The sequence below is a fragment of the Micromonospora sp. bgisy143 genome (assembly GCF_057708145.1).
Genome location: NZ_JBYIRN010000033.1, coordinates 34,166 through 45,881 on the forward strand (window position 1 = coordinate 34,166; position 11,716 = coordinate 45,881).

The following is an 11,716-nucleotide window of genomic DNA, read 5'->3' on the forward strand; positions in this document are numbered from 1 at the left end:
CTAAGGCCGGGTTAAGCCGGCGGGAGCGTCATCCGCATGAAGACGTCGGCGCGGGCGTACGGCGACAGCGGGATCTCGTCCGCTCCGACGTGCTGGAAGCCGGCCGTCTCGTAGAGGTGCACGGCGTTCGGGAGCTTGGTGCTGCTGACGAGGAACAGGGTGGTCGCGCCCAGCTGGCGGGCGCGTGCGATCGCCGCCTCGATGAGTTGGCGGCCGAGACCCCTGCCGCGCGCCGCCGGCGTCACCGCCATCTTCGACAACTCGAAGACGCCCGCCGAGCTGTGCATCAGCGCGACACAGCCGACGATCTGCCCGCCGTCGCGGAGCACGAGCACGTCGCCGCCCGGTTCGACGATGGCGGCGAACGGGTCACCGAGCGTCTTGCGGTCCGACTCCTCGATGGTGAAGAAGCGGGAGATCCACTCCTCGTTGAGCGTCCGGAAGGCCGCGGCCTCGTCGGCGGTGGTCATCGACGCGACGGTCAGCGTGCTCGGCTTCATGAGCCGATTCTCCGGTCGCCGCCATTCGAACGTCCAATATCTTGTTCGGAGGGATTCGTATCCTCGACGTATGGATCCCGAGTTGCGCCACCTGCGGTACTTCGTCGCGGTCGCGGAGGAGCTGCACTTCGGCCGGGCCGCGGTACGGCTGCGGATGGCCCAGCCGCCGCTGTCGCAGCAGATCCGCCAGCTCGAGGCGATGATCGGTACGCCGCTGTTCGTGCGCACCTCCCGGTCGGTGGCGCTGACGCCCGCCGGCGAGGCGTATCTCGTCCGGTGCCGGCGGGTGCTGGCCGCCGTGGCCGACGACGTGCACGAGGCGAGCCGCATCGGGCGCGGGGAGCAGGGACGCTTCGACATCGGCTTCGTCAGTTCGGCGATCCAGCTCGGGCTGGCCGGGCCGATCCGTCGTTTCCGTGAACGCCACCCGGCCGTCCACCTACGCCTGCACGAGGCGTACACGGCGATCATCGTCGAGCGGCTGTTGAACGGCGAGGTCGATCTCGGCGTGGTTCGGGACCCGGACGACCACGACGACCTGGTCGGCGTCACGTTCGCCACCGAGTCCTTTGTCGCCGTCCTGCCGGCCGACCACCCACACGCCCGAGACCGCGCGATCGACGCCGAGGCGCTGCGGGACGACCCGTTCGTCTTCTTCCCCCGGGTGGCCGGCGAGCGGGCCTACCAGCGCAATCTCCGGCCGTGCCTGGACGCCGGCTACACACCGCGGATCGTCCAGGACGCCGGCAGCTGGACCACTCTGGCGCACCTGGTCGCGGCCGGCCTCGGAGTGACGATCGCACCGGCGAGCATCACCGCCGTGGCGCCCCCTCCGGTGGCGGTGCTGCCGTTGACCGGCACCGAGGCCACCACCGAGATGCGGATCCTGCGTCGCCGGGACGACGACCGGGTCACCTCGACGAGCTTCGGGACCGCAGGCGGGCTCCCCGACCTGTCTGCCACTAGCCGCGCCGGTTGAGTTCCGCCTCGAGGCGCTGGACGAGGGTCTTGCGGTCCTTGCCGGCGTGCTCGTTGCGCAGGGCGGTCCGGAGCTGTCGCGTGTCCAGGCCACGGACGAGTTTGCTGGCCTCGGCCACCGACATCTCCGACATCCGGCCGGCGGTGGTGGCGTCACGTCGTGCCTTCTTCGCCGGGCCGGTGTTGGCGACGTACTGCCGGCCGATGCGGGACGCCTCCCGCTTCTTGGTGTCGGTCGCGCGCTTCTGGCTCTCGGACATCTCGTCCCAGGCCTTCTTGGGCAGGTAACGGCTCGTCGTGCCGTCCTTGCGGGCGCGCGTGTCGCCCTCCTTCGTCTGCCACTTCTCGTTGCCCCAGCGCTGCAACGCCTTCTGCCGCTCGTCCTTTTCGCCCAGGAATCCGCCGCCGCGCCGCTTGTACTCCTGCGTCACCAGCTGTGACTTGCGTGCCGACCACTGACCGGGCTTCCCGCCCTTGTCGGACGCCTTGATCTCTTCCTTGATCTGCTCTCTGAGCTCGGGTTTCGTATACCGCGCCATGGTTGGCAGCTACCCGGCAGCGCAGCGGCTATGCCTCGCGCTGCGGCGGCGGGCCGAGCCGCAGCACCACCTGCGCCCCACCTTTCGGGCCGGAGCGCAGCTCCAGCCGACCGCCACCGGCCTGGGCGGCGCGGCGGGCGATGTCCAGCCCCAGCCCGGTGGAGCCGGCCGCGCTGGCGCCCCGCTGGACGGCGCCCGGCGGCATCCCCGGGCCCTCGTCGGCGACGGTGAGCAGCACCTCCCCGGCGTCGGACACGAGCCGGACGGTGAACGGCGTGCCGTCGGGGGTGTGCGCGAAGACGTTGCCGAGCAGGGCGTCCACGGCGGCGCTCAGGTCATCGGCGGCCACCCCGACGGTCAACGGGCCGGGGGCCAGGTCGAGGTGGACGGCCCGGCCGGTGTCCTCGGCGAGCACCGACCAGAACGCTACCCGGTCGGCGACGATCGCCGCGGCGTCGGACGCGACCGTGCCCGGCGCGGGAGCATGACGCCAGCGGGCCTGCTGGATGAGCCCGGTGACCGCCCGTTCGAGCCCGTCGGCGGCGGCCGCGATCCGGGCCGCGTCGTCCGGGTCGCGCAGCGACTCCGCCTCCAACCGCAGCGCCGTGAGGGGCGTGCGCAGCCGGTGGGACAGGTCGGCGACCTGCTCGCGCTCCTGGCGCAGGAGGACCTGGATCCGGCCGGCCAGGTGGTTGAGCGCCCCGGCGACCTCGCGCAGCTCGGCCGGGCCGGCGGGTACCACCCGGGCGTCCAGTTCGGCGTTCGCCAGCCGGTGCGACACGACGGAGAGGTCGCTGATCGGCCGTACCAACGTGCGCGCCAGCCGGTCGGCGACCGCCAGCCCGATCAGCACCAGCACCACACCGAGCAGCGCCAGCACCAGCCAGGCGCGGGTCACCCCGGCGGTCAGCTCCTGCCGGGGCACCACGATCCGGATCACGCCGGTGCCGTCCGCCCGGCCCTGCACGGCGATGACCACCTCCCGGCCGGCCGCCGACTCCCCGGTGAGGCTCTGCCCGCGCGCGGCCAGGGCCACCGCGGGCGTACGGGGCGCCTGGGCGCCGAGCACCGTGCCGTCGGGCAGGAAGACGCTGACCGGTCGGCCGGACTCGGCCGCGAGCTGCTCGACGGTGAGCCGGATGGTGGGCGCGTCGGCGGTGCCGACCACCGGCACGAGGCTCTGCGCGTCGGCGGTGGCCCGTACCGTCGCCCGGTCCTGGGCGACGGTACGCACGAGCAGGGCCAACGGCACCAGGAACGCGACAAGCGTGAGGACGCTGACCGCGGCGACCAGCAGCGCCAGTCGCGCCCTCACGGGCGGGCCGGGGGCGCTTCGAGGCGTACGCCGACGCCGCGCACGGTATGCAGGTAGCGCGGTTGCTGGGCGGTCTCCCCCAACTTGCGGCGCAGCCAGGACAGGTGCACGTCGACGGTCTTGTCGGCCCCGCCGTACGGGATCTGCCAGACCTCGGTGAGCAACTCGCGTTTGGTGACCACCTGACCGGGCCGGCCGGCCAGGTGGTGCAGCAGGTCGAACTCGCGCGGCGTCAGCTCCACCAGCGTGCCGTCCAGGGTGACCTGCCGGGACCGGGGGTCGACCCGCAGGCCACCCACCACGAGGGACACCTCCTGCGCGTCCGGCCCGGCGGGGCCTCTGCGCAGCACCGCGCGGGCCCGGGCGTCGAGCTGCGCGGCGGTGAACGGCTTGACCACGTAGTCGTCGGCGCCCGCGTCGAGGACCCGGACGATCTCCGCCTCGTCGTCCCGGGCGGTCGCCACGATGACCGGCACCGAGCTGACCGCGCGCAGCATCCGCAGCAGCTCGCGTCCGTCCAGGTCGGGCAGGCCCAGGTCGAGCACCACCAGGTCGGGCCGATCGTCCAGCGCGTCCCGCAGGCCCGCCATCGCGGTCGAGGCCGCGGCCACCGCGTGGCCGCGTTCCCGCAACGCCCGCAGCAGCGGGGTACGGATGGTCAGGTCGTCCTCGATGAGCAGCAGGCGGGCCACGCAGGCAGGCTAGCCGGTGCCGATGCCGGCGTGACGTGCCTTAACCGTGCCTTAGCCTCCGGATATGCCGACGACAACCGTGGATCGGGGATAGTCGGTGGCATGAGCCGTCGTTCGGTCCTCGTCGCCGTCGGGTGGGTGACCACCGTCGCCGTGGCGACCCTGATCGGGTTGGGCGCGATCCGGCTGGTGGGCGAGAGCATCACCGGCACCCCGGGCGGGGTGCGCAGCGAGGCCGAGATCGAACGGGCGCTCGCCGCCCCGGAGCCGACGCCCGGTGGCACCACGGGCGGGCCGTCCACGGCGAGCGCCGCGCCGAGCGCGAGCGCCGGGGTCCGTCGCAGTTTCGCCACCGGCGGCGGCACGGCCGTGGCCGAGTGCGGCCCCGACGGGGTACGCCTCGTGTCGTGGGCGCCCGCGCAGGGCTACCGGGTGCGCGAGGTGGACCGGGGCCCGGACGACGACGTCGAGGTCACCTTCGAGGGTTCGGCCGGTAAGCACGAGTTGAAGGTGCGCTGCATCGGCACCGAACCGGTGGCCGTCGCCGACGACTAACCCGCTCGTGGTGCTGCCGCAAGATCGCTAGTCTGCTGCGGTGATCCGTACCCTCGTTGTCGCCTCTCTCCTGCTGGCGGGCTGCTCCCCCGCCGCGACGCCCGCCCCCGCCAACAGCCCCACCGCGCCCTCGGACGGGTACGCCACCTCTGCCTGCGCCCGCCTGGTCGGCTCGATGGCGCGCAAGGAACCCTCGCCCGTCGACGACATGGGCACTGCCACCCGAGCGGTGTCGGCCACCGACCCCGGCATCCAGGAAGCCGGCAAGCAGCTCGCAGTGGCCGCCAAGGAAGCCGGCGACCTCTGGGTACAGGACGATCCCGCCGTCGACAAGGGGCCTGCCTACCGCCGCCTCGCCGACGCTCAGCAGGGGCTCCTCGCGGCCTGCACCAAGGTGTACGGCGAGCCCCCGTGGGCGTTCGTGAAGCAGAAGCCGACGCCGACCCCCAGCCGCTGACGGACGTGGCCGGCACGGAAAACCGCGCCGGCCACGTCGTGGTGGTGGTTCAGCTCGTGTACGCCTCGACCTCCCAGAGCGAATGGCCGTAGCCGGTCCCCCGGGCCGTGCCGTAGATGCGCAGGTAGCGGCCGTTCGCGCCGAGACCGCTGTGCTCGTCCACGCCACCGTCGGCGCCGGTCACCGTCTTCACGGTGGTCCAGGTGGTGCCGTCGTTGGAGGTCTGGATCTGGTAGGCGCTGCTGTAGGCGGTCTCCCAGGCGAGTTTGACCCGGCCGATCGCGGTCGGGGTGCCCAGGTCGACGCGGATCCACTGCGGGTCGGAGAACGCGCTCGACCAGCGGGTGGCGAGGTTGCCGTCGACGGCCTGGGCGCCGCCCACGTCGGCCCCCTCGGTGCTGGAGGTCGTCGTCGGCTTGTTCAGCAGCAGGTTGCCGCCGGTCGGGGTGCCGGTGCCGCCGTACACCTCGAACTCGTAGAGCGAGTAGCCCCAGGCCGTGCCCCGGGCGGTACCGAGGAGCCGGACGTACCGGCCGGAGCCGGTGAGCCCGGTCAGGTCGTCCACCCCGCCGTCGCCGCCGGTCACGGTGCGAACCGTGGTGAAGGTGACGCCGTCGGTCGAGGTCTGGATCTGATACGCGCTGCCGTACGCGGCCTCCCAGGTCAGCTTGACCCGGCTGAGGGCGTACGTCGCGCCGAGGTCCACGTCGATCCACTGCGGATCGCCGAAGGCGCTGCCCCAACGGGTGCCGGCCACCCCGTCGAAGGCGTTGGCCGCGACAAAGGCGCCCTCGTAGCTGGAGGCTCGTGCCGGCTTGCCCTTGGCCAGGTTGGTGCCCGTGCCGGGATCCGGATCCGGGTCCGGGCCGGGCCCGCCGGGGCTGGTGGAGAGGGTGAACTCGTCGATGTCGAACCACGGCCCGGTGCCCTTGAAGACCAGGTACAGCGTCCGGGTGCCGGTCGGCGCGGTCACGCCGCCGGTGACCGTGGCGAAGTTCGCGTACCCACCGGTGGAGGTGACCGTCGCCGAGCCCACCAGCGGTCCGGTGGGTGAGTCGACGCGCAGCTCCAGCGTCCCGCCGCCGCCGGCCGGCGCGCCGACCCGGGCGCTGAACGACTGGATGCCGGTCAGGTTGTACGGGCGGAACGAGATCCAGTCGTTGTTGTCGATGTAGCCCACCGCTGCCCCGCCGTGCCCGGCGGCTCCGGCGACGATCTGCACGCCGGACGAGTCACCGAAGTGCTCGGCCTGACGGACGCGGGGTTGCAGCACCGCCTGGGTGTGCGTGGTCAGCGCCGGCTGGCCGCCCCCGCCCAGGTCGGTGTACTCGGCGTCGATGATGCCGAAGATGTTCGCCGCGCTGTCGTGCTCGCCGTCGGCCGAGGTCTGGATGACCCCGGTGCAGCCCTGCGCGCTGCCGAGCTGGTGGCCGTGCGAGTCGTGCCCGAGGACGTAGTTCACCTTCACCCGGGCGCAGTTGACGGTGCCGTCCTGGGCGTCGGTGACCGTGACGGAGAACGGGATCGCGTCCCCGAAGGTGAAGGTCTGCCCGTTCAACGGGGTGTTCACGGTGACCACCGGCGCGCTGTTGCCGACGGTGACGACCACGCTCGCGGTGGCGGTCTTGCCGGTGGTGTCCCGCACGGTCAGCGTCGGGCTGCGAGTGCCGTTGGTGGTGTACGTGTAGCTCGGGTTCGCGGCGGTCGAGTCGGTGGTGCCGTTGTTGTCGAAGTCCCAGGCGTAGGTGAACGGGTCGCCGTCCGGGTCGAGGGTGCCGGCCGAGGAGAACGCCACGGTCAACGGCGCGGTGCCGCTGGTCGGAGTGGCGGTGACCTTCGGGACGGGCGCCCGGCCGCCGCGGGCGTACTCGATGCGGTAGAGCGCCGAGTTGGCGTCGCCGTTGAACCAGCCGGTGCCGTAGTCGAGCACGTAGAGGGCGCCGTCCGGGCCGAACTCCATGTCCATGACCTGGGTGCCGGTCCACGGGAACGGGTTGATCTTCAACGGCTGACCGGTGGAGTCGAGCTTGACGTTCTTGATCCAGCGGCGGCCGAACTCGCCGGCGAAGAAGGTGCCGTCGTAGTACTGCGGGAACGCCACGGGCGAGGTGTTGTTCGGGTCGTACCGGTAGACCGGGCCGGCCATCGGTGACAGGCCGCCGCCGGTGAACTCGGGCGGCGAGCCGGAGCCGCCGTACGGCAGCCAGGCCGGGATGGCCGGCGGGAGTTGGGTGATGCCGGTGTTGTTGGGCGAGTCGTTGACGGGCCCGCCGGCGCAGTTGAACTTCGGCCCGGACGGCCCGGACGGGAAGGTGTAGTCGTTGTAGGCGTCGTTGCGGGCGGTGCAGTACGGCCAGCCGTAGAAGCCCGGCCGGTCGATCCGGGCGAACTCGACGTTGCCCGCCGGCCCCCGGTTCGGGTCGGCGGTGCCCGCGTCGGGGCCGTAGTCACCGAGGTAGACGATGCCGGTGGCCTTGTCCACGCTCATCCGGAACGGGTTACGGAAGCCCATGGCGTAGATCTCCGGACGCGTCCGGGCCGTACCCGGGGCGAACATGTTGCCGGCCGGGATGGTGTAGCCGCCCGCCGCGCTCGGCTTGATGCGCAGCACCTTGCCGCGCAGGTCGTTGCTGTTCGCCGAGGTGCGCTGCGCGTCGAAGGCCGGGTTGCGGCCGGACCGCTCGTCGATCGGGGTGAAGCCGGCCGAGTCGAACGGGTTGGTGTCATCCCCGGTGGACAGGTAGAGGTTGCCGGCCGCGTCGAAGTCCATGTCGCCGCCGACGTGGCAGCACATGCCCCGGCTGGTGGGCACGTTGAGGATCAGCGTCTCGCTGGCCATGTTGATGGTGTTGTCGGCGTTCACGGTGAAGCGGGACAGCCGGTTGACCCCGTCCCAGACGGCGAAGTCGGCAGCCGTGCCGGTGGCCGGTGCGCCGCCGCCGGGCGTGCTCAACGGGGGCGCGTAGTACGCGTACACCCAGCGGTTGGTGGCGAAGTTGGGGTCGGCCTTGATGCCCTGTAGCCCTTCCTCGTCGCCGGTGTAGACGGCGAGGGTGCCGGCCACCTTGGTGTTGCCGGCGGCGTCGGTGTGCCGGATGACGCCGTTGCGGGAGGTGTGCAGCACACCCCGGTCGGGCAGCACGGTGAGGCTCATCGGCTCGCCGGTCTCGGCCGCGCCCTTGGCCAGCTCCACCTGCTGGAAGTTGCTGGTGACCGTCGGGCCGCAGTCCGCGGTCACCGCCCCGGCCGCGGTCTGGATGCCGCCGAGCAGATGCTGACGGAAGGCCGCGTCGGCGTACGAGGCGTCGGTGTGACCGAGGCCGGTGTACCAGGCCCGGCCACCGGAGTAGTTCTGGCACCAGGAGATCGGGTGGTCGTACCCCATGCTGCCGCCGGTGTAGGTGCTCTCGTCGAGGGTGGCCAGCACGTGCACGGCGCCCCGGGGGTTGGCGCGGTAGTTGTACAGCTCGTCGAAGCGGCTCCACCGCTGCGGCAACCCCTTGGTGGACGGGTGCACCTGGTCGGCGACCTTCACGGTGGCGGTCTGCTCGGCCGGATGCGAGGCGAAGTACGCGCCGACAAGCCCGCCGTACCACGGCCAGTCGTACTCGGTGTCCGAGGCGGAGTGCACGCCCACGTACCCGCCGCCGGCGGTGATGTAGCGCTCGAAGCTCGCCTGCTGGGCGGCGTTGAGCACGTCGCCGGTGGTGGACAGCCAGATCACCGCCGCGAACCGGGCGAGGTTGGCGTCGGTGAACTGGGCGGCGTCCTCGGTGGCCTCGACGGTGAAACCGTTGGCCGCGCCGAGCTGCTGGATCGCCGCGATGCCCGGCGTGATGGAGCCGTGCCGGAATCCGGCGGTCTTGCTGAAGACCAGGACGGTGTACGGGGCGGCGCTGGCAGCGGGTGGCGTGGCGACGACGCCGCCCAACACGAGGATCGCGCTCAACACAGCGCCGAGCCATGCTCTCGGGGATCTGCGCACGGATAGGTCCTTTCGCGGACGACGTGCGCCGATCACGCCGGTGGTGGTGAGGTGCATGCATCGTTACGGGTCGATTACCACCTCGTCAAGGACTTGCGCACTATTCGAGAGAGCGTTATCTCGGCAGGTCAGGGCGACTCCAGCAAGGAAGATCCAATTACGGTTTCCGGGTGGGTCCGCGCCGCGTCCCGGCGCAGGGCGGGCAGCGTCGGCACGAGCGCCACGAGCATGCAGAGGCCGCCCAGCGGCAGCAGGTCGAGCGTGACGACCGGCAGGACGATGCCGGCGAGCAGCAGGGCCACGCTCCACCAGGGCAGCAGCCGGCGGGCCGCGAGCATGCCCGCGAGGACGAGCAGACCGAGGAAGAACAACTGGGGTACGACGTCGTAGACCACCACCTCGACGCTGGGCAGGTCCTTGAAGTCCGCGCCGAGCGCCGACATCTCCGCCCGGTCGGCGGCCAGCAGACCCTCGACGATGTCCGCGCCGAACTGCACCATCGTGGCGGCGAGCCCGACCAGCGTGACGGCCACGACCGACGTACGCCACCGGCTGGGGCGCAGCAGGCCGGCCAGCGCCAGCACCACCGGCACGAAGAACACCATGCCCGCGAGGCCGACCAGGTGGGCGGCCTGCCAGTCGAACCCGGGACCGTACGTCCCGTCGGACCTACCCCAGAGGCGTACGAGCCCGTAGCCCACGATGCAGGCCGGCCCGGCGATCACGAAGAATGCGGCGCGTTTCATGAACGCCATCATTCGGCCGTCCACAGGTGTCCGGACTCCGGGCAGAGCCCCGGTACGGCCCCGGTTTCCGGCTCAGGTCTTCCACCGAGCGACCCTGAGCCCGGTGATCTCCTATAGTCGCGCGGTGGGCACGGAACGGGTGCGGCAGGCGTACGGCGCGGTCGCGGATCTGTACATCGAACTGTTCGGCACCCGCGAGCAGGTGCACCCCGACGACCTCGCCTTCGTCGGGCGGCACCTGACGGGCCTGGCCGGGCCGGTGCTCGACCTGGGCTGCGGCCCCGGCCACCTCACCGACCACCTGCGATCGCTGGGCGCCGACGCGACCGGCGTCGACATCGTGCCCGAGTTCATCGCCCACGCACGGGCGACCCACCCCGGCGGCAGCTACCGCCTCGGGTCGCTGGACGACCTCGACGTGGCCGACCACACCGTCGCCGGCATCCTGGCCTGGTACTCGCTGATCCACCTGCCGCCGGAGCGCCTCGACGGTGTCCTGACGACATTCCGACGGGCCCTGACCCCGTCCGGGACGTTGGTGCTGGGTCTCTTCTCCGGCGACGAGGTCGACGCCTTCGACCACAAGGTGACCACCGCGTACCGGTGGCCGGTCGACGAGATCTCCGCGCGGCTGACGAGGGCCGGCTTCACCGAGGTGGAGCGCCTGGAACGCCCCGACGGTGGCGTCCATCGGCCGCACTTCGCCATCGCGGCCACCGCCGTCGACTGAGTCGGGGCGTGGAGGCACGCCGCGACAGGCAGCGCCGGACGGCTCATCGTCCGACGGCCGCTCCGCGCAGGGGTGAAGCTGATTGGCGTGTGCCATGATCGGCGATGATGACCGGCCTCCGAGACCCCGCTGACCTACTCGGTGACGCTCGTCAGCACCACCTGAAGCAGGTGAACTCGGTGCTTCGTCGCCCTGGCATGTACGCCGGGGACGAGGTGGCCGAGAGGCTTCTGCTGGAGGCGATGGCCGCCGTGGACGGGAGCCTGGAGCGGTGGCACACGGAGCTTGATGAGCTCCGCGCACGCGACGCGTTCACCCCGACGGGTGTCACCGGCGCCTACGGCCATCTTCTGCCGGCAGATGCTCTGCGGGAGGCCACGGCTTCCGTCTACGCCGAGATCGCGCACCGCCTCGGCTGGCTCGAACTGGATCGAGCCCTGTCAGAAGCAGAGTTCCAGCAGTTGAGCGTCGCAATCGGCGACTGGGTGACGCGGGACCGCACGCTCTCCGACGTCATCGACACGTTCGGGCCACCGTCGCTGTGGATCGGTGGACGCAATCGCTCCTATCCCAAGACGCTGGCGTACACCACGGCCGAACCTGACCGACGGCTGATCTGCTTTCACCTGTGGAACGCGGTGACGGACGCCGGACCCGAGAGGGAGTTGCGGGACGTACGGATCGAGCCCGTGGTGCTCGCCGTACGGCACCGGTCGGACGCGTTCCCCGCCTCGTTCTCGTTCACGCCAGAAGGCCTGCGCCGCAGGCCGACGAGTGATCGGCACAGCCCGCTCAGGCCGACCGTCTGGATCTTCCACGGTGACCGTGCCCGATACGCCTCCGGGGTGTTCGACAGTCTGGAGACCGGGCTCGGTTGGGCCGCCGAGCATCAGGTGACCGGAGTCCTGGCTGAGTACGCGCTCGGGGGCGCCTACGACGTCGCCGTCAGCGAGGGCCGATTCACGCCGTCGAAACCCCACCACGGCACAGCGCAGCATGTCGTCGCGTTCGGTCCAGGGTTGCGTCATGTTCACCTGGCCGACGGCCGGCGAGACTGAGAGACGGTCAACCCGGCCGCGATCAGCGCACTGCCATGACGGGCCCGTCGGGTGGCCGACAGGCCGCTGAGGTGGGCAGCGAGCGCCGACGTGGCCTGGTCACGCGCCTCGTGCAGCGGACACCGGTAGGAACGCTCAGCCGACGCTAAGACCGCCCTCAA

11 protein-coding genes are annotated in these 11,716 nt (G+C 71.6%); 5 read left to right on the forward strand and 6 right to left on the reverse strand.

The features are described from left to right. Positions 1-11: 11 nt before the first annotated feature. Positions 12-500: a GNAT family N-acetyltransferase gene (locus AC3EN4_RS28060; protein WP_488179859.1), complete on the reverse strand. Its 489-nt coding sequence runs from the start codon at positions 498-500 to the stop codon at positions 12-14. Between the two features lie 70 nt (positions 501-570). Here AC3EN4_RS28060 and AC3EN4_RS28065 point away from each other — a divergent pair, with 70 nt between their 5' ends. Continuing rightward, on the forward strand, positions 571-1,479 hold the full coding sequence (locus AC3EN4_RS28065; RefSeq protein WP_435209152.1) for a LysR substrate-binding domain-containing protein: 909 nt from the start codon (positions 571-573) through the stop codon (positions 1,477-1,479). Here AC3EN4_RS28065 and AC3EN4_RS28070 read toward each other — a convergent pair. From AC3EN4_RS28070 to AC3EN4_RS28080, 3 genes are read right to left on the reverse strand one after another with little or no spacing between them, the layout of a single operon-like run. Continuing rightward, positions 1,463-2,017, reverse strand: a complete 555-nt coding sequence (locus tag AC3EN4_RS28070; protein ID WP_435209154.1) for a DUF5872 domain-containing protein — start codon at positions 2,015-2,017, stop codon at positions 1,463-1,465. The genes AC3EN4_RS28065 and AC3EN4_RS28070 overlap by 17 nt on opposite strands. A gap of 28 nt (positions 2,018-2,045) precedes the next feature. After that, positions 2,046-3,332 (reverse strand): sensor histidine kinase, encoded by a 1,287-nt coding sequence (locus AC3EN4_RS28075; protein WP_435209156.1) that lies wholly within the window; start codon positions 3,330-3,332, stop codon positions 2,046-2,048. Continuing rightward, positions 3,329-4,024, reverse strand: a complete 696-nt coding sequence (locus AC3EN4_RS28080; RefSeq protein WP_422735336.1) for a response regulator transcription factor — start codon at positions 4,022-4,024, stop codon at positions 3,329-3,331. The genes AC3EN4_RS28075 and AC3EN4_RS28080 overlap by 4 nt, the downstream gene beginning before the upstream one ends. A gap of 102 nt (positions 4,025-4,126) precedes the next feature. Between AC3EN4_RS28080 and AC3EN4_RS28085 the strand changes: the two genes are divergently transcribed. Together AC3EN4_RS28085 and AC3EN4_RS28090 are read left to right on the forward strand one after the other, a co-directional pair. Then, the gene (locus tag AC3EN4_RS28085) at positions 4,127-4,579 is read left to right on the forward strand and encodes a septum formation initiator (protein WP_435209158.1); all 453 of its coding nucleotides are present in this window, start codon (positions 4,127-4,129) and stop codon (positions 4,577-4,579) included. A 40-nt stretch (positions 4,580-4,619) separates the two neighbouring features. Next, positions 4,620-5,036 carry a hypothetical protein gene (locus AC3EN4_RS28090; RefSeq protein ID WP_435209160.1) on the forward strand — a complete coding sequence of 139 codons (417 nt, stop codon included), beginning with the start codon at positions 4,620-4,622 and terminating at the stop codon, positions 5,034-5,036. Between the two features lie 49 nt (positions 5,037-5,085). Here the strand turns inward: AC3EN4_RS28090 and AC3EN4_RS28095 are convergent, their stop codons facing one another. Both AC3EN4_RS28095 and AC3EN4_RS28100 read right to left on the reverse strand, forming a co-directional pair. Further along, the gene (locus AC3EN4_RS28095) at positions 5,086-9,021 is read right to left on the reverse strand and encodes a ThuA domain-containing protein (protein ID WP_435209162.1); all 3,936 of its coding nucleotides are present in this window, start codon (positions 9,019-9,021) and stop codon (positions 5,086-5,088) included. 128 nt (positions 9,022-9,149) lie between these two features. Next, the gene (locus AC3EN4_RS28100) at positions 9,150-9,767 is read right to left on the reverse strand and encodes a hypothetical protein (protein WP_435209164.1); all 618 of its coding nucleotides are present in this window, start codon (positions 9,765-9,767) and stop codon (positions 9,150-9,152) included. A gap of 124 nt (positions 9,768-9,891) precedes the next feature. Here AC3EN4_RS28100 and AC3EN4_RS28105 point away from each other — a divergent pair, with 124 nt between their 5' ends. After that, positions 9,892-10,497, forward strand: a complete 606-nt coding sequence (locus AC3EN4_RS28105) for a class I SAM-dependent DNA methyltransferase (protein ID WP_435209166.1) — start codon at positions 9,892-9,894, stop codon at positions 10,495-10,497. Between the two features lie 242 nt (positions 10,498-10,739). After that, complete coding sequence (locus AC3EN4_RS28110; protein WP_435209168.1) at positions 10,740-11,555, forward strand: DUF7710 domain-containing protein; 816 nt, start codon at positions 10,740-10,742, stop codon at positions 11,553-11,555. Positions 11,556-11,716 lie beyond the last annotated feature (161 nt).